Genomic DNA, 22,357 nt, shown 5'->3' on the forward strand with positions numbered 1-22,357 from the left:
TTGCGCGACGTATCCAGCCCGTTACCTTCAATCTTGGTGATGAAATATGCCAACGCCGCCGATACGGCCGGCAAGCTCTAATGTGGCAGCGAGGTTGAATGTTCGATCGTCTTCTGGATTTTCTAAAAGAACTTCCGGCCAGCGGTTTTCGTGACCGGAATGAAAAATTTTCCAATGACGACCCGCGACTGGCTGCCGCCGCCCTGCTTTATCACATCATGGATGCTGACGGTGAAACGCGTGAAAGCGAGCGCAAGAAGCTCTCTTCAATGTTGTCGCTGAAATATGGTCTGAAGGGCGACAGTCTGAAGCGGCTGATCCGTGCAGCCGAAAAAGCCGATCAGGAAGCAATCGATCTGTCGGATTTCACGTCTGTCCTCAAGCGGCAGCTCGACTATCAGGCTCGTCTCGACCTGATCGGCCTGATGTGGGAAATGGTTTATGCCGACGGCAAGGTGAGCGAAGTCGAGGCAGACGTGATGTGGCGGGTGGCCGAACTGGTCGGCATCCGGCAAGATGACCGGAATGCCATAGAGGATCGCATGGACAAGGCGAACCGGAGCACCTCCGCCTCCTGAAACTCCCGATATTCCAAATGATCAGGTCCGGCCTTGCAGGTGCCGGGCCTTACGCAGTTGCGGGAACATTGCAGCCCAGGCGATGGCAACGGCGATCGATCCCAGTCCGCCGATGACAACGGCGGGAACGGCGCCGATTGCCGCGGCCATCAGACCGGCGCGGAATTCACCCAGTTCGTTCGATGCGCCGACGAAGACCATATTGACCGCATTGACGCGACCGCGCACGTGATCGGGCGTCCACAACTGCATCAGCGTTTCCCGGATATAGACGCTGATCATGTCAGCGGCGCCCGCAAGCGCAAGGGCAACGACCGACAGCCATGTCAGTGTAGAAACGCCGAAAACAATATTGAAGAAGCCGAAGAGGCCGACAAAGACGAACATCACGCGGCCGGCATGATCGCGGATCGGGTGTCCGGCCAGCCAGATGGCGGTCAGAACAGCGCCAATACCGGGAGCGGAGCGCAGCAATCCAAGCCCCCATGGCCCCAGATCGAGGATATCGCGCGCATAAATCGGCAGCAGTGCCACTGTCCCGCCGAGGAGAACGGCGAAGAGATCAAGGGAAATCGCGCCGAGGACAATCTTTTCCTTCCAGATGTAGCGGAACCCGGCCAGCATGCTCGTCAGCGACCGTTGTTCGGCGAGCGTGTGCTGCGTCGGCTTCGGGATGGAGAAGATCAGGACCGAACCGATGAGCAGAAGGACAGTTGCGACCGAGTAGGCCGCCACCGGCGAAATGCCGTAAAGCAGGCCACCTGCGACCGGACCGACGATGGTAGCCACCTGCCATGCGGATGAGTTCCATGAAACGGCGTTGGCGAAATCCTCCGTCGGCACGAGGTTGACCACGAGCGAAGCTGAGGATGGTCCGAGAAACGCCCGCGCCACGCCAAAAAGTGTCAGTGCCGCAAAGACGGTAAGGGGTTCAAAGAGACCTGCGAGCGTCAGACCGAGCAGCAATGCCGTCACGATGCTTTCCAGGATGAGCGAAAGACCCATGATGAAGCGTCTGCCGAAACGGTCGGCGGCGGCGCCGGTCACCAGAACTAGCAGCAGCGACGGCAGAAACTGCACCAGCCCGACCATGCCCAGATTGAAGGCGTCGCGGGTCAGATCATAGATCTGCCAACCCACAGACACACTTACGATCTGGACCGCAAAAGCGCTCAGGAAACGGGCGCCCCAATATTTTTTGAAGGCAGAATGCCGGAACGCTGCGTAACGATCAGCAGAAGAAGCGTCGGTTGTGGGGGACATTGCTCATAACATCTGAAGCATTTCCAGCAAAAGTGCGAAGCGATCTTGTGTTGGACAATGCGGGACAACAAGAAGATAGACGTTACTTACAGCATCCTTCCCATGATCGGAACCACTTTTGTGAACTATTTTGTAAGGCAGGAACTGGAAAATTGCGGTGCGGCCTGAAAGCAGAAAAGGTCGGTTTGAACCGGCCTTTCCTTGTTGTTGAGGGTTGTCGTTTCGGATCAATCCTTGCCGAGCAGGCCCTTCCAGATGATCGCGCCAATGGCAGCGCCGATGAGCGGTGCAACCCAGAACAGCCAAAGCTGACCGAGTGCTGCCGTTTCGGCAAACAGAGCGACACCCGTCGAACGAGCCGGGTTGACGGATGTATTGGTGACCGGGATCGAAATCAGGTGAATCAGGGTCAAGCCCAGGCCGATGGCAATCGGAGCAAAGCCAGCCGGTGCCAGCGACGAGGTGGAACCCAGAATGATGATGAGGAAGAAGGCAGTCAGAACGATTTCAATAAGCAGTGCTGCCATCATGCTGTAGCCGCCGGGCGAAAGCTCGGCATAACCGTTCGAAGCAAATCCTCCGGCGGTGAAGCCGTCCTTGCCGGAAGCGATCAGGAAGAGTACGGCCGCAGCCGCGATGGCGCCCAGAACCTGCGCAACCCAGTAAGGGATAAGGTCTTTGGCCGGAAGACGGCCCGCCACCATGAGTCCCAACGAGACGGCGGGATTGAAATGGCCGCCGGAAATGCCGCCAACGGCATAGGCCATGGTAAGCACCGTCAGACCGAAGGCGAAGGCTACGCCAAGAAAGCCAATGCCCAGTTCAGGAAAGGCCGCAGCGAGGACTGCGCTGCCGCAGCCTCCGAAAACGAGCCAGAATGTGCCGAAAAATTCAGCCGATAATTTGTTCAGCATGGAAATCCCCAGGGTTGGTGTAGTGAAACTGCTGCATGCGAATCATTTAGCAAGAAGCATATAATCCCCTTTTTCTTTCAACAATAATGTTTAACTTGAACTTCGGCGTTTGTTTCCTGTGGATTTGTCCTGTCGTTCCAGTAAACAGGAGGGCTATTCTTCTTATATTCGAATTTGCTTTTATATCTGTTCTAAACCGGGTTTCCCCGGACATTCAACCGTGCTCGACCGGACTTTTTTAAAGCCGTCAAACCCGTCCGGCTATATTGCGGAAGGGGGGCGCGGCACGTTATAAGCATTGAGGTCGAACGGGCGACGCTCTCCAGCGCAGAAGCGATTGGAGGGTGGTTTCGCGGGGCAGATTGGAGTTGTCAGCCTTGAACACTCATCGTGGGACGAAAGCGCAAAGGCTCGTTTCAGGGGCGGCCAAAGTCGTTCCGATCGTTGCGGTCCTGTCCGGCTGCACGGCGACGGCATGGACGGAAAAAGTGAAAATCGACAGTACCCCCATGCCGACTGAATGTGCAGGCTGGCAGAAGATCGATCTCAAACAGCGCACGACATTGGTCCTCCTGCGTGAAGATCCGCGCCTTGTGGTCGAGATCGACTCGCACAATCTCAAGGGCCGCAATCTCGGCTGCTGGCAGTAGCAAACAAGTCAGATCGGGGTTGTATGGACCGCGCCTGCTAAGCCCGGTCCGCCAGCCGAACGTCGACTTTTTCGATGGTGCCACGCAGGGCTGGCAGCATCGTCTCGAAGTCGATAGATTCGGCGGGTTTCAGCATCGTTTCTCCCAAAGCCAGACGGCGTTCGCGTTTGCTGCCGTCGCTATAGGTAATCATGACGATCAGCGGGGGAGCAGGGCGTTCTTCCGATGTTGTGTTCTGGATGCGGCCCCCGACGCTGAGAATATCGCTGTTCTCACGCATATTGGTTTTGAGATCGGTCAGCTGAAGTGCCGAAACCAGCGGCAGCATCGGTTGCCCGCCGGAAGCGGGCTTGTCGGCAAGCAGCGTATATCCGCCTGCAATCCAGAAAGCGGTTGTCGCGCAGAGAGCGACGAGAACCCAATATCCCAACCCCGGCCATTCGCTGGCCGGACGGGTTTCCGACAGGAACTGCCGCGAAGCGGGCGGCTTTTGTGCGATGACGGGGAAGGGGAATTTTCGGCGAGGCGAAACCGGGACGATGGTTTCGAATTCGGCATCCTCGACGGGACCGCGACCGGCGGCAAACCACGCCGCGGGATGGCTTTCACGCGAAGGCGTACGCGACGTCTGCGCTGTTGATGGTCGTTTCGCCATCATGACGACATCTTCCTTTGCGTTTTCGCCCCTTCGACCGGTGTCATACACTGGCTCATAATGGTTAATGCTTCATGGCCGATGCAACGGTCACGCATTTTTTTAAGGCTCGTTCGGGCTGAATTAACGCAACATTAACCATAGAGGATAAAGGTCGATCCGATATCGATGTCATCCGTGCGTCCTTCAGCGCGCGGACAATTGAAGAGAAACAGCCCGGTGATACGTTTCGAGAATGTCGGCCTGCGATATGGAATGGGTCCTGAAATCCTGCGCGATGTCAGTTTCCATATTCCGCCGCGTTCATTCCAGTTCCTGACCGGCCCTTCCGGGGCGGGAAAAACATCGCTCATGCGCCTTCTCTTCATGGCGCTGAAGCCGACGCGCGGCCTTATCAATATTTTCGGCAAGGATGTTGCGCGGCTCAATCATGCGGAAGTTCCGCTTTTGCGCCGCCGCATCGGTATCGTGTTTCAGGATTTTCGCCTGCTCGACCACATGACGACCTATGAGAATGTGGCGCTTCCGCTGCGCGTGCGCGGGAAGGAAGAAGCGACCTACCGACATGAGGTGGAAGAGCTTCTGCACTGGGTTGGGCTGGGCGATCGCATGAATGTCCTTCCGCCGGTCCTTTCAGGCGGCGAGAAGCAACGCGCCGCAATTGCCCGGGCCCTGATCGACCAGCCGGAACTGCTTCTCGCGGACGAACCGACCGGCAATGTCGATCCGCCGCTTGCAAAGCGTCTTCTGCGCCTTTTTACCGAGCTGAACCGATCGGGTACCGCTGTCATTATAGCGACCCACGATCTTTCCCTGATGGATCAGGTTGATGCGCGGCGCATGATCCTCGAACATGGGCGGCTCGACATCTATGATTGATGCAAAGAACGCCTTGCAACGCAAGCTGGATGATGTCCGGGTCCGTCTGGAAGACCTCAAGGACATGCTGCTTGTGCGTATCGGCAAGCGCCGGAAGCGGCAGGGGCCAAGTCCCATCGTTCCAGATGGCAGCGTTACCGGCACCGCCCTCGTCATTGTGATCGCCATCATGACCTTTCTGGCATGTCTGACGATGGGGGGTGTGACGCTCGTTCGCGCTTCGGCTGCAGCCTGGCAGAGCCAGATCGCACGCGAAGCTACGATCCAGATCCGGCCTGTCGACGGACAGGACATGGAGAAGGCGCTGACCCAGGCGAGCGAGATCGCACGCGGTTTTGCTGGCGTCAAAGGCGCGAGCATTATCGATAAGGATGCGACTGCACGGCTGCTCGAACCATGGCTCGGCAGTGGTCTCAACATCGATGAACTGCCTGTGCCGCGCCTTGTCGTCGTTACCATCGATGAAAATGCACCGCCTGACTTTGAAACCATGCGCGCTGAAATCACGCGCGCCATTCCGGCTGCAACCTTCGACGACCATCGCACCTGGGTCGACAGGCTTGTCTCCATGGCGCATACGACGGTATTCGTCGGGACCGGTGTTCTCTCGCTCGTGATCGCGGCGACGGTACTGACCGTGATCTTCGCCACGCGCGGCGCAATGTCGGGCAACGGCCACATTATCGAAGTGCTGCATTTCATCGGTGCGGAATCGAAATTCGTGGCGCGCGAGTTCGAATGGCATTTCTTCCGCACTGCCTTGAAGGGTGCGCTGTGCGGCGGTGCAGCCGCGATGCTGGTTTTTCTGGTCTTTTCCTGGTGGGCGTCGAGCCATATGGCAACGCCTGAAGGTGATCAGGTGGCTGCCATGTTCGGCAATTTCGCTATCGGGCGCAGCGGCTATATCGGTGCTGCCGTCATCATCATTCTGGTCAGTTTCCTGACCATGCTGACCAGCCGCCTGACGGTGATCCGCCAGCTTGCAACCATGGACGGTCCGGGAGTGCGCTCCGAATGAAGACCTTTTCCGCCACGGGCGCTTTCAGGACGAGATTTTCGTCCGCTTCTCCGACTTCTCGCCGCAATGCTGGCTATGATGGAAGGAGAGATAGTACGCGAATCCCGCAAGCGCTATCGAGCGGGCACCGGTCGAGTGACGATGCAGTGGCACAGAGGCAGACAGCAAACAGGCTCTCTACAGGCAATGTGGTCTGGCGCCGCCGCCGGAACGACGTTTCCCTCCAATCCTTTGCACTTGCATCCGGCAATTTCCTATGGTCTGTCATGATGCGCATGTTCAGACGTTTTCAGCCGGTTTCCATCGTTCTGTTTGTCATTCTTCTGGCGTTTCTCGTCGGCTTCGTTGCGTTCGGTGAAAAGGTCACCAGCATGCAGCCTCCGGCCATTGATGAGCCTGCCGATGCGATCATCGTTTTGACCGGTGGCCAGTCCAGAATTCAGGCTGCGGTCAATCTTCTGAAAGACAAGCGCGGAAAGCGGCTTCTGATCAGCGGCGTTCATCCATCGACCAACGAAAAGGTGCTGCAGCGCGCGACACATGCCGACCAGAGCCTGTTCGACTGCTGCGTCGATCTCGACCGGTCGGCGCTCAACACCATCGGCAATGCAGCGGAAAGTGAACGCTGGATTCGTACAAACAATTATCGCCGGGTGATCCTGGTCACCAATAATTATCATATTCCGCGCAGCACGCTGGAGATGTCCTATCTCATGAAGGATGTGGAATTCATTCCCTATCCGGTGGTGAACGGGGAACGTCGCGAACACAGCTGGGTTGCCGAAGGCGACACGTTGCGCGTGCTGTTCATCGAATATGTGAAGTATCTGGGCGCCGTAGTGCGTGTGGGTGCAAGCGAGTTGTTTGGGACGCAGCCCCAGCAAAGCGCGACGGCGGCAAACTGATCTCGCCCACGGAATACGATTTCCTGATGGAAATGGCCGATCTTCCTGATATATCGGTGCCGTCACTTTCTGAAGAAAGTCCAGAATTCGCGCGTGATCGTTTGCCGGAACCCGGAAACGAAAATGCTTTAGCCAGGGTCTCCGCCGACTGATGCTTCTCTACCTGCGCTCAATCCTGTTCAATGCGGCGTTTTATATCTGCACACTTGTTCAGATGATCGTCTATACGCCCTTTTATTTCCTGTTGCCCCGCAAAAAGGCCTGGATCGTGCCGAAGCTGTGGGCACGGGTCAATCTCTGGCTTCAAAAGCATATCGTCGGTACGGACTGTGTCGTCGAGGGATTGGAGAACATTCCCGAAGGCGCCTATATCTGCGCGCCGAAGCATCAATCTGCCTGGGATACTTATGCTTTCCTGCCTTATCTCGATGATCCGGTGCTGATCCTGAAGCGGGAACTGATGCGGATTCCGCTTTTTGGCTGGTATATCGCCAAGATGCAGATGATTCCGGTTGATCGGGGCTCCCGCGTCAAGGCGCTGCACTCCATCACCAAGGGGGCGGAAAAGGCGATTGCGGACGGCCGCCAGATCCTCATTTATCCCGAGGGAACGCGCCGGGCGCCGGGCGCTCCGCCGCAATACAAATACGGCATCGTTCATCTTTATGAGGCGCTCAATATTCCGGTTGTTCCGATTGCGCATAATGCGGGCCTCTACTGGCCACGCCGCAAGTTCCTGCGTTATCCCGGAACCGTTCGGGCCCGTATCCTGCCGCCCATTCCGCCGGGTTTACCGAAAGAGGAATTCCTCAAGAGGTTGATCGAAACGACGGAAACCGCCTGCGACGAGTTTCTGCTCGCCGCCAGCCGCGATCCAAATCCTCCCCCGATGCCGCCTACCGCCGCTCAACGACTGAACGAACTCGGCGTTTAACTTCACACCATGTTAACGGCCTGATCACGTTCAATTGCGTTGCGAGAACGACAATTCGCCGCGTTTTCTAGAACTTTCGTTTTTCTTGCGTGCAACCTTGAAACCCGTTATCAGAGCCCGACACGAAAGGACACATCATGAATATTGATGCCATCTCCATCGGCTCCAATCCTCCTGAAGACGTCAACGTCATCATTGAAGTGCCTGTCGGCGGCCAGCCGATCAAGTACGAGATGGACAAGAAGGCCGGCGCCCTCATCGTCGACCGCTTCCTCTACACGCCAATGACCTATCCGGGCAATTACGGCTTCGTGCCGCATACGCTTTCGGAAGATGGCGATCCGATCGACGTTCTCGTCTGCAACACCCGCCCGCTGGTTCCCGGCTGCGTGATCAATGTTCGCCCGATTGGCGTTCTGGTCATGGAAGACAATTCCGGCAAGGACGAGAAGATCATTGCCGTGCCGTCGCCGCACCTGACGCGCCGCTATGAGAAGATTCACGACTATACCGATATGCCGGAGATCACTCTGAAGCAGATCGCGCACTTCTTCGAACACTACAAGGATCTGGAACCCGGCAAGTGGGTGAAGATCGGTGACTGGGGTGACGAAGATTACGCACGCAAGTTCATCGTCGAAGCTATCGAACGCGCCAAGAACAAGTAAGCGGTAGCTTCTCGATCCGTCTAAACAAAAGCGCCCGGCAATGTCCGGGCGCTTTTGTATTTGTACTGATCGTCCGTTCGTGCCAGCTTCCGGCTCCCACTTTTCGGGAGGCCTTTTTAAAGGAAAAGCGGCAGCAGCGTCGTCCACATGAACTGGCGGATGAAGAAGATGATCAGCAGCAGGATGATCGGTGAAATATCGATGCCGCCCAGATTGGGCAGAAGATTGCGGATCGGCCGCAAGACGGGTTCCGTTACTTTATAGAGAAACTCCCCGATCGACGCCACGAACCGGTTGCCGGAATTGACGACATTGAACGCATAGAGCCATGAGAAAATGGCGCTCGCAATAATGATATAGGTATAGATATCAAGCGCCAGATCAATGGTGCGGAACAATGCGATCATGGGGGCCTCCTTGGCAATTGGCGGAGATGTAGCGGTTGCGTGGGTCAAGAACAAGGGCTGAGAACCTGAGCGCGGGAATTTTTGAGGAGCGTTGTGCCGGCTCACAGCTGCTTAAATCGTCGAATTCTGGTTGATATTGCGGTGGATTAGATCGTTGACGTGTTCCAGCCAGTGGTCGCGCACGCGCATATTGCGCAGATGCTGGAGCGTATTGGCGACATAATCCACATTGGCACCTGAATCGCCCCGGGCGGACGCGACGATTGCCGCCGCGTTCTCGGCTGAAAGAGAACCGGCATATTGGACGTGACGGCGGTCCGCTACATAGGTGACCGCATCGACACTGCGACCGTCGGCGAGACGCAGACGGAGATGCTTCTCGTGATAAACGTGGTTCGACATTTCACGTTCACGCAGATAGGTCATCACTTCGCCTGTCATGTCGCCGGGCACGCGAAAGGCGATGCCGAGGCACGAGCCGCCGGCATCCAACCCCAGCACCAAGCCGGGATGGTCCGGTGTTCCGCGGTGGACATGCGAATAGATGCAAAGGCTGCGCCTGTAGCCATAAAGACGTGCACGGACCGTCTCCACATGCGCAAAGCCGGGTCGCCACATCAGCGATCCATAGCCGAAAACCCAGAAATCGTTCATTTGCCTGTCATCGAGAGCCGTGGCCATGGGGGTGCGAATAAGAGCCTGTACCAGAAGTCGCCAGGCCGGTCTGCAAATCGCCTGCCGCTTTTGATTCAACCTCTAATGATTAGAGCGCATCACGAAAAGTGTGAAATGATTTTCGGAAAAGATGCCCGTCAAAACAGATAGGAAGAGCGTGAACCTCATTCAGTCAGATTGAAACGCACTCTGACGCGTGTCGATTTCCACCAGTAATCATCGGATATCCCTCGATTTTTCTTCCTCTTCCCTTCACAAGGCACAATCCTGCCATAATATGGCCACCAGTCGAGAGGAGCACAATGTAGACGAGATTTCGGATCCGGTCCGAATCCGGCGCGGGCTCCTCGAAACAACTGACTGATAAATAAGGCTTTTGAAATGGCGCATACTGGAATGAACGCACCGAAAGCCAGAAAGCGTCCTATAACGCTCCTCGTCATTCTTGTTGTCCTGGTTGCTGGCTATACGGCGGGCTGGTTCTATATCGCAAACAAGCTTGAAGCACGAGCCAAGGCTGACATGGCCAGGCTTGCCGCTCAGGGTGTCGGCGTGAAATGCGAAGACCTGCGCATGGGCGGCTATCCGCTGCGCGTCAATGTCATCTGCGACAGTATTTCATGGCAGCGCCCCTCCGAAGGCATGTCGTTCCGCGCCGGGCGGTTTACTTCCGGCTCTCCTGTCTATGCACCGCGTTCCCTGTCGAATGACCTGACGGGCCCCGCCTTCATCGAATTTCCGGGGCTGGCGCCGCTGGAAGTGAACTGGAGCAAATTTACCTCCAACACCCGGCTGGCGCGTCCTTTCCCGACCGAAATCGAACTGGCCGCGCGCGAAGTCGCGGTTGGTCTCCGCACGGAAACCACGACGACAGAACCGCTCAGCACGCTCGAGCAGATGGATTTCCGCATGAGCGAAGCGGATGGCGCCCTGAAGCTCAATGGCCGCTTTGCCGGATTGAAGCTCGCCAAGGCGGCCATAGGCAATGCCACCAGCCCTGAAGTCGATGGCGTGGCAGATATCGATGTGTCCGATGCCGCAACCCTGCTGGCGAGGAGCGACGCACCGTTTCATCAACGGCTGCGCGGGCATTCCGGCACTGTCAATCAGGCTTTCCTGTCCATGCCCAATGGAGCCATGGTTTCCGTTGCGGGACCGTTTTCCATCGATGCGGACGGGCTGATCAATGCGGATGTGAAACTGACGCTGGTCAACCCGCAATCGCTGGCACAGGCGGGACAGACGGTGTTTCCCGAGCAGGGCGGCAATATAGCCACCGTGCTGTTTGCTCTCTCGGCCATGCCGAAAGACGAAAACGGCAATCCCGTGATGGAAATTACCGTTCGCAAGGGCAAGGTCAGCGCCGGATTCATTCCACTTGGGCGGTTGCCCGCTCTTTAGGGGAGCAGGGGAATAAGGCAGTAAGGGAGTAGGGCAGTTGTGCTGCCCTATGCGCGCGTCGCAGCCTGACGGCCAAAGTCCGGCGCATCAACTTCCTGTCCGGCATCAATGATGCCGCGCCGCACGGCGCGTGTGCGCGTGAAAAGGTCGAACAGTGCTTCACCGTCGCCCCAGCGGATCGAACGTTGCAGCGAGGCAAGGTCTTCCGAAAAACGCCCGAGCATTTCGAGGATCGCGTCCTTGTTGTGCAGGCACACGTCGCGCCACATTGTCGGGTCGGAAGCGGCCAGACGCGTGAAATCGCGGAAACCGGAAGCGGAATATTTGATGACTTCCGATTTCGTCACCTGTTCCAGATCGCTGGCCGTACCGACGATATTGTAGGCGATGATATGCGGCAGATGCGAGACGATGGCCAGCACCAGATCGTGGTGCTGCGGGTCCATGCGATCAAGGCGCGAGCCGCAGGCGCTCCAGAAGTCGCTCAGCTTTTCCAGCGCCGCTTCATCCGTATCGGGCAGGGGCGTCAGAATGCACCAGCGATTAGTGAAAAGTTCTGCAAAGCCCGCGTCAGGGCCGGAATATTCCGTTCCCGCCAGCGGGTGGCCGGGGATGAAGTGCACGGTGTCGGGCAATTCAGGCTGCATCTGGGCAATCACGGACGCCTTGGTGGAGCCAACGTCGGTTACGATGGCGCCGGGTTTGAGATTTGCAGCGATCTGGCGCGCGACGGTGCCTGACGAGCCGACCGGCACAGACACGATGACGAGATCGGCATCCTTGACGGCCTCAGCGCTATCGGTGGCGTAGCTGTCGCCGAGCCCCAGTTCCTCGGCGCGCTTCAGCGTTTCGCTGCTGCGCGTGGCGATGGCGATGTGATCGGCAAGCTTCTCGCGTCGAATGACGCGCGCGAGCGACGAACCGATAAGTCCGATGCCGACCAGGGCGATCTTGTTGAAATGGACCGTTGACATTGTTCTACTTCAAAAACTCGGTCAGGGCGGCGACGACGCCGCGATTGGCTTCTTCCGGTCCAACCGTAATGCGCAATGCATTCGGGAAGCCGTAACCGCCGACGCGACGCAGGATATAACCGCGTCTGGAAAGCCATTCGTCAGCCTTGTCCGCCGAATGCGCAGCATCTTCGGGAAAGTGGATCAGCAGGAAATTCGTGACCGAAGGCGTTACCCGAAGTCCGAGCTTGGTAAATTCCTCGGTCAGCCAGCCAAGCCATTCCTCATTATAGGCGATCGACTTGTCGACATGGGCGCGGTCCCGGATAGCGGCAGCGCCTGCTGCAATGGCAGCCGAGTTCATGTTGAACGGTCCGCGAATGCGATTGACGGCGTCGATGACGTGCAAGGGCGCATACATCCAGCCGATACGCAGGCCCGGCAGCCCATGGATTTTCGAGAAGGTGCGCGTCATGACGACATTCTCGTTGGAAGAAACGAGTTCAAGGCCTGCTTCATAGTCGTTGCGGCGCACATATTCGGCATAGGCCGCATCGAGAACAAGAAGCACATGCTTCGGCAGTCCGGCATGAAGGCGACGGACTTCCTCGAAAGGAAGATAGGTCCCGGTCGGATTGCCCGGATTGGCGATGAAGACGATCTTCGTGCGCGGCGACAGGCCAGCCAGAATGGCGTCCACATCGATCCGCTCGTTCTTCTCCTTGACGGTGACCGGCGTTGCACCCGCACCCAGCGTCTGGATCTTGTAAACCGCAAATCCGTGTTCGGTGATGATGGTTTCATCGCCCGGAGCAAGATAGGTCTGGCAGAGCAGGCCAAGCAGTTCGTCTGAGCCGTTGCCGCACATGATATTCGCTAAATTGAGCGCCTGCGTTTCGGCAATCGCCTGCCGCAGAGCCAGCGCCTGCCCGTCGGGATAAAGCTCCAGTTTTTCGCCAGCGCGTCGATAGGCTTCCACGGCATGGGGGCTCGGACCGATCGGCGTTTCGTTGGATGAGAGCTTATAGACCTTGGCGACCCCTTCCACATGTTCCTTGCCGGGTACGTAGGCTGCGATGTCGAGCAGGCCTGCCTTGGGCTGGGGACGGGTAAGGTTCTGCGTATCGGTCATGATTTTGGCTCCGCCAAAAGGTCAATGTTAAAGGTCTGATGGGGCATATCCCGCCATTGCGTCCAAGTCGAGAAAAACCTTGGCCGATAGTACTTGTCGGCCGCAGCAACTGTACGTTTTTGCGGGGCTTGGTGCGTAAATGTCCTAGTTTGCGTTAGAATCCGAAATTCGGCGCCACACTAGTTTTTACGATCTGTCTTGCCGGTTCCTGCCGGTACTTTCCGCAACCCGCCGACAGGTGTTCCTTGCGGCGCAAGAACCGGAACGAAAACACGGCGCGACGAGCGCTGGGCAACGGGCAGCCCCTGATAAAGCCGCTTCTGTGCTTCCACCACCAGAACGCCGGAAAAGACCGGCCACAGCCGCCGCCCCATGCCTTCGAGCGCGAGACAGGGCCGCATCATCCATCGCCGCGTGGCAGGAGGGAAGTGCAGGGCGTCACTCACAGTGCTGACGGTGAAACTCGCCTCGCGCAGCAAGGTCGTCAGCTGAGTACGGCTATAGGGCCGCCCGCTGCCGAAGGGCGTGTGCTCGAAGCGGGCCCAGAGACCCCTCCGGTTCGGCACCACGATAACGAGCCGCCCATTGGGCGCGAGAACGCGCCACATCTCCTTCAGCGTTTCTGTCGGGTTCTCCGCATATTCCAGCGCATGCACCATGAGCACACGATCAATCGAGGAATCGGGCAGCGGCAGTTCCTCGTCGAAAACGAGCGCTGTCGCCGGCTTTTCCACAGACGGCCAGGCGACGGCGCCCTGACCGGCAGGCATGAAGGCAAAGGTCCGCTCCGTATCGGCGCTGAAACGGTCGAGATAGGGCAGGCTGTAGCCCATGCCGACAAGCCGCTCTCCCGGCACGCGATCCCACAGTCCGGCAAGCGCCATACGGATGGCGCGTTCCGCGAGATGGCCCAGAGTGGTATCGTAAAATGATCGCAGTTCGATGATGTCCGGATGCATGGATGCCACGCTATATGAAATCTCGACGTTGGGAAATGGAGAAGCCGGAGCATCTTCAAGTGGTGGGGTGCAATTTCCTCAAACCATGGTATAGAGCGGCCTTTCCGGCGCCTTTATGCGCCGCCCAAGTCTGCGCGTAAGCGAACGATCAGGAGAAGCAGCAGATGCCCGAAGTCGGCGGCAAGACAATCGAAGTTCTCTTTAGTCCGGATGAGATTGCAGGCCGCAATCTAGAGCTTGCCAAGGCCATCGCTGAACGCAAGTTCCACAATCTGCTGACGATTTCGATCCTGAAAGGGTCCTTCATCTTTGCAGCCGACCTCATCCGCGCAATGCATGATGCGGGTGTGGAACCCGATGTGGAATTCATCACCGTTTCGAGCTACGGCAAGGGGACGACAAGCACGGAAGTTCGTCTGCTGCGCGATATCGACAGTGACGTGCGCGACCGCGATGTGCTTCTGATCGACGATATACTGGAATCGGGCAATACGCTGAAGTTCGTCCGCGAACTGATGCTGGAACGCGGAGCCCGCAGCGTCAGTATCGCCGTTCTTCTCGACAAGAGCGTGCGCCGCAAGGTCGATCTCGACGCCGATTTCGTGGCTTTCGAATGCCCGGATTATTTTGTCGTCGGCTATGGCATGGACGTGGGGCACGCCTTCCGCCAGTTACCTTATGTCGGTCGGGTGATGGAATAGAGCCTGTTTCTCAATCGAACTTCAACAGGCGCTGCAGATATTCCTTTTCCATCTGCGGCGTCAGCGCGTTGCCGAGCTTGCGGCGGATTTCATCGAGAATTTCACGCGCGCGTTGAATATCGATTTCGCCGGGAATTTTGACGTCATCGTTAAGACTGTCCCCGGTACCCTGCTGCCGTCCGAGTGGATCGCGGCCCCTGCTGCCGTTGGCTCCGCTTTGCCCCTGTCCGTCCTGACCCATGGCCTGCTGCATCTTCTGCATCATGTCGCGCCCGCCGCGACGCAGCGCGTCAAGCGCACTGCCCTGCTGGTCGTTTGCTTCCGCGCCTTCGCTGCGGCCCAGCGCGTCCGTTGCATTGCCCATTGATTTTCCGGCATCCGAAAAATCCTTGCCGGGTTCGATGCCCATGCCCTTCAGATCGTCCATCAGCTTCTGCAGATCGGACTGGAGGTCCTTCTGCTGCTGTTGCAGCTTGCGCATGGCTTCCGCCATATCGGGCGGAACATCGCCCTTTCCACCCTGGCCTTGTCCGTTTTCGGTTTCACCGCCCATGGAACCGTCATCACCCGGGAACATGTTGTCGCCGAATTCGCCTTCACCGTCGCTGCCGCCGAACTGACGCTGCATCTTCTGATCGAGGTCGAAGGTCTCGTTCATGGTCTTTTGCTGGCGCTGCATCAATTCGCCAAGCTTGTTCATCTGCTGCTGCATCTGGCCCTGCTGGCCTTGCCCCTGACCTTGCTGACCCTGCTGCGCCTGCCCCATCTGCAGGTTGTTCATCAGGTTCTGCAATTGCGACAGCAGCTCTTGCGCCTGATCACGTGAGCCCTGACGCGCCAGATTTTCAATCTGGTCCATCATGCGCTGAAGATCTTTTTCCGTGAGCATTCGCGCATTGGGGTCGGGTCCGGCCCGGCGGGCATTCGGATTCTGCTGCTGGCGCTGGGCGAACTCCCGCAGGAAGTCCTGCATCGCCTTGCGCAGCTCTGCTGACAGCTTTTCGATTTCCTCCTGCGAGGCGCCGTTTTGCAGAGCGTTCTTCAGGGCTTCCTGTGCTTGCCGCAGGCGTTTTTCGGCGGCGGACAGATTGCCGTCCTCGATACCGAGTGCCACCTGCCACATATAATCCGCCGCATCACGCAAGTCGTCATCGCTTCTGGCAAGCCGCAGACGTGTGCCGATCGTGACCAGTCCCAGATAATGGGCGGCATTCTTGATGGTTTCTTCCGGACGGAGAGTTATTGCCGACAGCATGTCGAGCACATGGTCGCGCTGCGTCGCGTCAAGCGCCAGAATACGGCGCTGCTCCGCGACAGCACGGGCAAGCGGATTGCTGAAAGGGCGCTCCGGCAAGGTGATGACCTTGGTTTCACTGCGGCCCGTTTGCCCTGCCGCATCGGTTACAACCAGCGTGAGCGCAACCTTTTCGCCGGCCCATGGGTGCTCGGTCAGGTCCTTCGAAGTGGTGGCGTCCTTCACGCCACGGCGCGGCAAAGCAAGCGGCAGTTCCGGCGCGTCGTAAAGCGGCGCGGCTTCCTCATCCTCATCGTTGCTGAGCGGGACGATCTCACCTTCGGCCTTAACCGGCGCATAGTCGTCATCGATCTGGTAGGAGAGCTGCAATGTGCCATTCAACGCTCGCCCCGGCTCTTTTGTGAAGCGGATCGTCGGCGGGTTGTCCGGAGTAACGGAAAACTTCCAGCGGGCATCGGTGCCGGAAAGCGCCAGAGTCTCGTCCTGCTGCAGGTCATAGCGGAAGTTGCGGCTGCCATCGACGACAGCCTGTTCTGCAGGGGCCTTCTGGTCTTCACTGGCGTTTACCGGCTGCACGTCGCGGCGCTCGCCTTTCGCATCGGTCACGGTAAGCCGTTCAGAGCCGCCGCCAATCACCCGGACCGAAAGAATGCTGCCTTGCGGCACGTTGATTGCGGCCTCGCCTTCGTTCGTGGCGGTCAGGAACACGGGAGCGCGGCCGGTGTAGCGTGGTGGCGTCACCCATGCATCGATGCGCGCAACGGCAGTGCCATTGCCCGGACGGATATGAAAGGCATCGGCAATGCGGCCGCTGTTCGGACTGAAACTATAAGCGAAAGCAGTTACGAAAAGGAGGGCGACCGCCGCTCGAACGCCAAGAGGGTCGTGTTCGGGAACCCGCGTATAAGGCAAGCCGGATTGCAGGTTTTTCAGCCGGTCCGCCATGCGGCGCTGGTGTTCGCGCCATAAGGCCACCGCAAACGGATCGTTTTCTCCGGTTGCCATATGCCCCGTCTGCACGGCGAGCGGTTCGTGAACGAGGCCGTTGATCGCCTCGATACGGCTTGTAATGTCGCTGTCGGTCGGGGCTCGAAAGCGGAACGGCAGGTAGATCGATACGAGGCCGGCAAACCCGAAAAGCGCCAGAACGCCAAAATGCAGCCAACGCGGCATCATGCCGAACAGGCCAAACCAGCCGAGGCTGAGAAACAGGCCGACCAGAAGTATCAGCGGCAGGATGAGCGGCCAGAACCGCTCGACGCTGATTGAGAGAAAGGCGCGCAGACGTAAACGGCGGAGGCTGGCACCGTCGCCCGAAAACAGCCGCAGAAAAGCATCTCGCGCAGGGCGCGGCCTGTCTTTCCTGTCGTTGCTACGGTCCGTCATCTGGGCTTTCTGGCGTGTATCACGTTTTCATCTTGCAACAGGATAACACGCATCATGGCAAAGGCGAGGCTTTGCCATGATAATTGTATTCGCGGGATTATAACCACTCGGGCACGGAATCGAGTGCGAGCAGTTCTTCATAAGTTCGGCGCGGGCGCACGACGTGATAGCGGTCGCCATCCACCAGCACTTCAGGAATGAGCAGGCGGCTGTTGTAAGTGCTGGAGAGCACGGCGCCATAAGCGCCCGTGGTGCAGACGGCAATCAGGTCGCCGGGCGCCGGTTTGGCCACTTCCCGGTCGAGGCCCAGATAATCGCCGGTTTCACAGACCGGGCCAACGAAATCGGCGCGGATACGGGGCGCATCGTCTTTCGGCAGGGCAACCGGCTTGATGTCGTGGAACGCATCATAAAGTGTGGGACGAATCAAATCGTTCATCGCCGCATCGACGATGACGAAGTTCTTGGCATCGCCTTCCTTCACGAAGATCACTTCCGTCACCAGAAGTCCTGCATTGCCGACAATCAGGCGGCCCGGTTCGAACACGGTCTTGAGACCGAGCGGCTTGATATGCCTGGCGACGATTTCAGCATAAGCCACGGGCAAAGGTGGCGGCGTATTGTCGGTGCGATAAGGAATGCCCAATCCGCCGCCAACGTCGACGTGGCGGATATTGTGGCCGTCGGCCTGCAATTCCTTGACCAGTTGCGCCATCAGTGCAAACGCATCGTCGAATGGTTCCAGGTCGATGATCTGGCTGCCGATATGCATATCGATGCCGACCACGTCGAGACCGGGCAGGCTTGCTGCACGGGCATAGGCTTCCCGCGCCTTGACGCGGGGAATGCCGAACTTGTTCTCGGACTTGCCGGTCGAAATCTTGGCGTGGGTCTTGGCATCCACATCAGGGTTGATACGCAGCGATACGGATGCGACCTTGCCTGCCTTGACTGCGCGGGCCGAAAGAATTTCGAGTTCCGGTTCGGATTCCACATTGAAGCAATAAATGCCAGCTTCCAACGCAAAGTCCATTTCGTGCGGCGTCTTGCCTACGCCGGAAAACACGATCTTGTTTGCCGGGATGCCTGCCGCAAGCGCACGGCGAATCTCGCCCTCCGAAACGGTGTCAGCACCGGCCCCCAGCTTGGCCAGCGTTTTCAGGACGGCCTGGTTGGAATTGGCTTTCAGCGCATAGGTAACGAGCGTTTCCATACCGGCGAAGGCTTCGCTGAACACGCGGAAATGGCGCTCCACGGTCGCGCGGGAATAGACGTAAAACGGCGTACCGACGGCCTGTGCGATTTCAGGCAGGCTGATATTCTCGGCGTGAAGGACGCCGTTGCGATATTCGAAATGGTTCACAGAAAAGGCCCTACAGCGGAAACTTACAACAGCTTGTCGAGGATGATCGGCTTGTCTTCTTTCGGTTTCGGCTTGGTGTGACCCTGTTCGTCGGTCACGACGGCAGATGGCGGCGGCTCAAGCGGGCCCTTGCGGCCGCAAGCGGCAAGCGTGGCGCTAAGCGCGGCGATCAGAAGCACGGAAGAAATGGCGGAGCGGCCTGTCATCAGCTTTGGTTCCCGAAATAAAATCTGTTGGCGCTAGCTGTAACGCAAAATTTCCAAGAGTGGAATCATCCGTTGACTGGATGATTCCACATGACGTCATGTTGATCGACTGTCAGGCCCTGGTAATGCGCTTCTTCCAGTAACGGATCTGGCGGCGCACTTCCTGCGGGGCCGTGCCGCCGAAGGACTGGCGGCTCTTTACCGACTTTTCGACTGTCAGGTAGCCGAAAACGGCATCGGTGATACCCGGATGGATCGATTGCAGTTCCTCCAGCGACAGCTTCGACAGATCGACCTTGCGGCTTTCAGCCAGAGCGACGGCGCGTCCGGTCACGTGATGGGCCTCGCGGAAGGGAAGTCCCAGTTCGCGCACCAGCCAGTCGGCGAGATCGGTCGCAGTGGAATAGCCGGAACCTGCCGCCTTCTTCATCGAGGCCACATTGATTGACAGGTCCCGCACCATACCGGCCATGGCTGCAATGGCGAGTTCCAGATTTTCGGCGGCGTCGAAGACCTGTTCCTTGTCTTCCTGCATGTCCTTGGAATAGGCGAGCGGCAGCCCCTTCATGATGGTCAGAAGTGCAACCAGCGATCCGTTGATGCGGCCCGTCTTGGCGCGAACCAGTTCGGCGGCATCCGGGTTCTTCTTCTGCGGCATGATGGACGAGCCGGTCGAAAAGGCGTCCGAAAGGCGCACGAAATTGAACTGCGGTGTGGACCAGATGACGATCTCTTCGGCGAGCCGTGACAGATGGCCTGCGCAGATCGCGGCAAGCGACAGGAATTCCAGCGCGTAGTCACGATCGGAAACGCTGTCGAGCGAATTGCGGGTCGGCTCACGAAAGCCGAGCGCCTTGGCGGTCATATGACGGTCGATCGGGAAGCCCGTGCCTGCAAGGGCTGCTGCGCCCAAAGGCGATTCGTCCATGCGCTCTATGGCATCGCGCACACGCGACAGGTCGCGGCCGAACATTTCCACATAGGCCATGCAATGATGACCGAAGGTAACGGGCTGCGCGGTCTGGAGATGGGTGAAACCCGGCATCACGGTGGCGGCGTGTTCTTCGGCGCGCTCCAGAAACGCTTCGATCAGGTTCTTGAGCGCGGCGGCGGTCTTTTCCAGTTCCTGCTTGACCCAGAGGCGGAAATCGACGGCCACCTGATCGTTGCGCGAGCGGGCGGTGTGGAGACGTCCGGCGGAAGGGCCGATCAGTTCGGCAAGCCGCGCTTCGATATTCATGTGAATGTCTTCGAGCTTGCGCGAGAATGTGAACTTGCCTTCCTCGATTTCCTTGAGAATGGTTTTCAGGCCATCTTCGATTTGTCTATGGTCCTCCGCCGCAATAATGCCCGTCTTTGCCAGCATGGCTGCATGGGCAAGCGAGCCCTGAATATCCTGCGCATAGAGCTTGCGGTCGAAGCCGATCGATGCATTGATCTCTTCCATGATCGCATCCGGGCCTGAGGCAAAACGGCCGCCCCACATCTGGTTGCTTGATTTTTGTTCGCTCATGCTCATATGCCCCGAGTGACGATTTGGCGGAATATTGGAAAGAAGTAACGCGACATGGCAGAAGACAACGAAAAGGCGAATTCCGAACAGCAGACGAAATCGGGAAATCGCAAGATCGTCCTTCTTGCCGCCCTTGCCGGTGTCATTGCCGGTATCGTGGCGGTATACGTGATGGAGCGGCCTTCTGGCAATGTCGTTGACCAGAATGTTTCAGCGAATGTTGCAGCCGAAAGCGACGAAGCATCGGCGCAGTGCGCTCTTAAAGCTGATGCGCTGAAGGCGCTGGATGCAGCTGCGACCGGCGGCGTGGCAGCCATGCGCGCTGCCGAAAAGCCGATTTCCGTCTCGCATATCGCCTTTAGCGGCCCGGACGGCAAACAGATGACGCTCGGCGACTACAAGGGCAAGACGCTGCTGGTCAATCTTTGGGCGACGTGGTGCGCTCCCTGCCGTGAGGAAATGCCCGCTCTCGACAAGTTGCAGGGCGAGAAAGGCGGTAGCGATTTCGACGTTGTCGCCATCAACATCGATACCGGCTCCGACGACAAGCCCAAGGGCTTTCTCAATGAAATCGGCATCAACAACCTGACCTTGCACCGGGATGCTTCCATGTCGAGCTTCAACGAATTGAAGCGCAAGAACCTGGCTTTTGGCCTTCCCGTAACCCTGCTCGTAGACAAGGATGGCTGTCAGATTGCATCCATGAACGGCCCTGCGCCGTGGGACAGCCCGGAAGCCAAAAAACTCATCGAAGCGGCTAAAAATCTTTAGTCTCGACAAAAGCGAAATGCGGTGGCTTTCTTTCCTGTGAGGGAAGGAGACCATCCATGACCTTTGAAGTCTGGCTCGCATTTTCCGCCGCATCCATCGTGCTTCTGGTAATACCGGGCCCGACCGTATTGCTCGTCGTATCCTACGCTCTGGGACAGGGGTGGAAGGCGGCTTTTCCGATGGCGGTCGGTGTCGCGCTTGGCGACTTTACAGCGATGACGCTTTCCATGCTTGGCGTGGGCGCGCTGCTGGCGGCATCGGCAACCGTGTTCACCGCAGTCAAATGGGCGGGTGCGGCCTATCTGGTCTGGCTCGGCATAAAGCTGTTCCGGGCTGGTGGTGCCCTTCATGCAAGCGCCCGGCATGACAAGGTGCATCCGGTGCGGATGCTGGTTCATGCATGGCTGGTGACGGCGCTCAACCCGAAGAGCATTACATTTTTTGTGGCTTTTCTTCCGCAGTTCCTGAGCCCGCATCGGGATTTCCTGACCCAGATGCTGGTTTTCGAAAGCACGTTCCTCGTGCTCGCTTTCCTCAATGCCTTTGCTTATGCGCTTCTGGCAACCCGCGCGCGCGGCTTCTTTTCGAGCGAACGGGCGCTGCGCATCTTCAATCGTGCGGGCGGAACTTTGCTGATCGGCGCGGGTGTCGCCACTGCCTCGATGCGGTCAGCCTGAGACAAAACCGGCTCGTTTCAGCCGAACGATGGCAAGGTCCAGCGCCGAAAGAAATGCAGAGCGATCTTTTGGTGAAAAGGGGGCAGGGCCGCCGGTGACTTCGCCTGCGGAACGCAAGCTGTCCATCAGATTGCGCGTCGCCAGCGTGTTGCCGATGGTGTTCTGGGTGTGAATGCGCCCGTTCGGTGCAATTACCGAGGCACCTTTTTCGAGCGAGCGGCTGGCCAGAGGAATGTCGGCGGTAATCACGATGGCGCCCGGACGGGAATTTTCGGCGATCCAGTCGTCGGCAGCGTCCAGCTTGTCCGATACGATGACGCGTTCCACGCGCTCCGCATCGCGCGGGATGGCAATGAAACTGTTGGCCACCAGCATGACGGGAAGATTGTGCCGTTCCGCCACACGATAGATTTCAGCCTTCACCGGGCAGGCGTCTGCATCGACAAAAATGTGGATCTTTTCGGGTTGCGTGTTCATGCTGCTTCATAAAATGG

24 protein-coding genes are annotated in these 22,357 nt (G+C 58.1%); 11 read left to right on the plus strand and 13 right to left on the minus strand.

The features are described 5' to 3' along the window. The first annotated feature begins 98 nt into the window (after window positions 1–98). Complete coding sequence (locus ABWW28_RS15525; protein ID WP_063619745.1) at window positions 99–578, plus strand: tellurite resistance TerB family protein; 480 nt, start codon at window positions 99–101, stop codon at window positions 576–578. Between the two features lie 21 nt (window positions 579–599). Here ABWW28_RS15525 and ABWW28_RS15530 read toward each other — a convergent pair whose 3' ends face one another. Together ABWW28_RS15530 and aqpZ are read right to left on the minus strand one after the other, a co-directional pair. Beyond that, window positions 600–1,841 carry an MFS transporter gene (locus tag ABWW28_RS15530; protein ID WP_176588052.1) on the minus strand — a complete coding sequence of 414 codons (1,242 nt, stop codon included), beginning with the start codon at window positions 1,839–1,841 and terminating at the stop codon, window positions 600–602. Window positions 1,842–2,068: 227 nt separating this feature from the next. Continuing rightward, window positions 2,069–2,755, minus strand: a complete 687-nt coding sequence (gene aqpZ, locus ABWW28_RS15535) for an aquaporin Z (RefSeq protein WP_021587451.1) — start codon at window positions 2,753–2,755, stop codon at window positions 2,069–2,071. 377 nt (window positions 2,756–3,132) lie between these two features. On the opposite strand from aqpZ, the gene ABWW28_RS15540 reads away from it, so the two are divergent. After that, a complete protein-coding gene (locus ABWW28_RS15540) occupies window positions 3,133–3,405 on the plus strand; it encodes a hypothetical protein (protein WP_021587450.1) in 273 nt (90 codons plus the stop codon). A gap of 37 nt (window positions 3,406–3,442) precedes the next feature. Here the strand turns inward: ABWW28_RS15540 and ABWW28_RS15545 are convergent, their stop codons facing one another. After that, entirely contained in the window at window positions 3,443–4,063 is a 621-nt protein-coding gene (locus tag ABWW28_RS15545; protein ID WP_021587449.1) for a hypothetical protein, read from the minus strand. A gap of 252 nt (window positions 4,064–4,315) precedes the next feature. On the opposite strand from ABWW28_RS15545, the gene ftsE reads away from it, so the two are divergent. The 5 genes from ftsE (at window position 4,316) to ppa (ending at window position 8,464) form a co-directional block, all read left to right on the plus strand. Beyond that, window positions 4,316–4,939, plus strand: a complete 624-nt coding sequence (gene ftsE, locus ABWW28_RS15550; RefSeq protein WP_025092146.1) for a cell division ATP-binding protein FtsE — start codon at window positions 4,316–4,318, stop codon at window positions 4,937–4,939. Further along, window positions 4,932–5,957 (plus strand): cell division protein FtsX, encoded by a 1,026-nt coding sequence (locus ABWW28_RS15555; protein ID WP_021587446.1) that lies wholly within the window; start codon window positions 4,932–4,934, stop codon window positions 5,955–5,957. Before ftsE ends, ABWW28_RS15555 begins: the two co-directional genes overlap by 8 nt. After that, window positions 5,954–6,862 (plus strand): YdcF family protein, encoded by a 909-nt coding sequence (locus ABWW28_RS15560; protein WP_031347090.1) that lies wholly within the window; start codon window positions 5,954–5,956, stop codon window positions 6,860–6,862. Before ABWW28_RS15555 ends, ABWW28_RS15560 begins: the two co-directional genes overlap by 4 nt. A gap of 151 nt (window positions 6,863–7,013) precedes the next feature. Then, window positions 7,014–7,796 carry a lysophospholipid acyltransferase family protein gene (locus ABWW28_RS15565; protein WP_353391334.1) on the plus strand — a complete coding sequence of 261 codons (783 nt, stop codon included), beginning with the start codon at window positions 7,014–7,016 and terminating at the stop codon, window positions 7,794–7,796. Between the two features lie 137 nt (window positions 7,797–7,933). Then, on the plus strand, window positions 7,934–8,464 hold the full coding sequence (gene ppa / locus ABWW28_RS15570; protein ID WP_006467934.1) for an inorganic diphosphatase: 531 nt from the start codon (window positions 7,934–7,936) through the stop codon (window positions 8,462–8,464). A 116-nt stretch (window positions 8,465–8,580) separates the two neighbouring features. On the opposite strand, the gene ABWW28_RS15575 is transcribed toward ppa, so the two are convergent. Together ABWW28_RS15575 and ABWW28_RS15580 are read right to left on the minus strand one after the other, a co-directional pair. Continuing rightward, window positions 8,581–8,871 (minus strand): YggT family protein, encoded by a 291-nt coding sequence (locus tag ABWW28_RS15575; RefSeq protein ID WP_006467933.1) that lies wholly within the window; start codon window positions 8,869–8,871, stop codon window positions 8,581–8,583. A gap of 111 nt (window positions 8,872–8,982) precedes the next feature. Beyond that, window positions 8,983–9,525 carry a gamma-glutamylcyclotransferase gene (locus ABWW28_RS15580; protein ID WP_376780812.1) on the minus strand — a complete coding sequence of 181 codons (543 nt, stop codon included), beginning with the start codon at window positions 9,523–9,525 and terminating at the stop codon, window positions 8,983–8,985. 402 nt (window positions 9,526–9,927) lie between these two features. Between ABWW28_RS15580 and ABWW28_RS15585 the strand changes: the two genes are divergently transcribed. After that, window positions 9,928–10,947 carry a DUF2125 domain-containing protein gene (locus tag ABWW28_RS15585; protein ID WP_031347088.1) on the plus strand — a complete coding sequence of 340 codons (1,020 nt, stop codon included), beginning with the start codon at window positions 9,928–9,930 and terminating at the stop codon, window positions 10,945–10,947. Window positions 10,948–10,994: 47 nt separating this feature from the next. Here ABWW28_RS15585 and ABWW28_RS15590 read toward each other — a convergent pair whose 3' ends face one another. From ABWW28_RS15590 to ABWW28_RS15600, 3 genes are all read right to left on the minus strand, one after another. Beyond that, window positions 10,995–11,921: a prephenate/arogenate dehydrogenase family protein gene (locus ABWW28_RS15590; protein ID WP_006467928.1), complete on the minus strand. Its 927-nt coding sequence runs from the start codon at window positions 11,919–11,921 to the stop codon at window positions 10,995–10,997. 4 nt (window positions 11,922–11,925) lie between these two features. Beyond that, the gene (hisC, locus tag ABWW28_RS15595; protein WP_021587441.1) at window positions 11,926–13,032 is read right to left on the minus strand and encodes a histidinol-phosphate transaminase; all 1,107 of its coding nucleotides are present in this window, start codon (window positions 13,030–13,032) and stop codon (window positions 11,926–11,928) included. A gap of 179 nt (window positions 13,033–13,211) precedes the next feature. Beyond that, the gene (locus ABWW28_RS15600) at window positions 13,212–13,991 is read right to left on the minus strand and encodes a class I SAM-dependent methyltransferase (protein WP_021587440.1); all 780 of its coding nucleotides are present in this window, start codon (window positions 13,989–13,991) and stop codon (window positions 13,212–13,214) included. Window positions 13,992–14,155: 164 nt separating this feature from the next. On the opposite strand from ABWW28_RS15600, the gene hpt reads away from it, so the two are divergent. Beyond that, complete coding sequence (gene hpt / locus ABWW28_RS15605; RefSeq protein WP_021587439.1) at window positions 14,156–14,692, plus strand: hypoxanthine phosphoribosyltransferase; 537 nt, start codon at window positions 14,156–14,158, stop codon at window positions 14,690–14,692. A 10-nt stretch (window positions 14,693–14,702) separates the two neighbouring features. On the opposite strand, the gene ABWW28_RS15610 is transcribed toward hpt, so the two are convergent. From ABWW28_RS15610 to argH, 4 genes are all read right to left on the minus strand, one after another. Continuing rightward, entirely contained in the window at window positions 14,703–17,333 is a 2,631-nt protein-coding gene (locus ABWW28_RS15610) for a TIGR02302 family protein (RefSeq protein ID WP_353391337.1), read from the minus strand. A gap of 97 nt (window positions 17,334–17,430) precedes the next feature. Next, window positions 17,431–18,696 carry a diaminopimelate decarboxylase gene (lysA, locus tag ABWW28_RS15615; RefSeq protein ID WP_021587437.1) on the minus strand — a complete coding sequence of 422 codons (1,266 nt, stop codon included), beginning with the start codon at window positions 18,694–18,696 and terminating at the stop codon, window positions 17,431–17,433. Window positions 18,697–18,719: 23 nt separating this feature from the next. Further along, window positions 18,720–18,902 (minus strand): LPS translocon maturation chaperone LptM, encoded by a 183-nt coding sequence (gene lptM / locus ABWW28_RS15620; protein WP_021587436.1) that lies wholly within the window; start codon window positions 18,900–18,902, stop codon window positions 18,720–18,722. Between the two features lie 112 nt (window positions 18,903–19,014). After that, entirely contained in the window at window positions 19,015–20,415 is a 1,401-nt protein-coding gene (gene argH, locus ABWW28_RS15625) for an argininosuccinate lyase (protein WP_021587435.1), read from the minus strand. A gap of 54 nt (window positions 20,416–20,469) precedes the next feature. On the opposite strand from argH, the gene tlpA reads away from it, so the two are divergent. Both tlpA and ABWW28_RS15635 read left to right on the plus strand, forming a co-directional pair. Further along, a complete protein-coding gene (gene tlpA, locus ABWW28_RS15630; protein WP_021587434.1) occupies window positions 20,470–21,186 on the plus strand; it encodes a thiol:disulfide interchange protein TlpA in 717 nt (238 codons plus the stop codon). Window positions 21,187–21,242: 56 nt separating this feature from the next. Next, window positions 21,243–21,863 carry a LysE family translocator gene (locus tag ABWW28_RS15635; protein WP_353391339.1) on the plus strand — a complete coding sequence of 207 codons (621 nt, stop codon included), beginning with the start codon at window positions 21,243–21,245 and terminating at the stop codon, window positions 21,861–21,863. Here the strand turns inward: ABWW28_RS15635 and ABWW28_RS15640 are convergent. Continuing rightward, complete coding sequence (locus ABWW28_RS15640) at window positions 21,855–22,340, minus strand: YaiI/YqxD family protein (RefSeq protein WP_021587433.1); 486 nt, start codon at window positions 22,338–22,340, stop codon at window positions 21,855–21,857. The genes ABWW28_RS15635 and ABWW28_RS15640 overlap by 9 nt on opposite strands. Between the last annotated feature and the right edge of the window lie 17 nt (window positions 22,341–22,357).

Origin of the sequence: Brucella sp. NBRC 14130, assembly GCF_040371715.1 — a bacterium.
Taxonomy (GTDB): Bacteria; Pseudomonadota; Alphaproteobacteria; order Rhizobiales; family Rhizobiaceae; genus Brucella; species Brucella intermedia.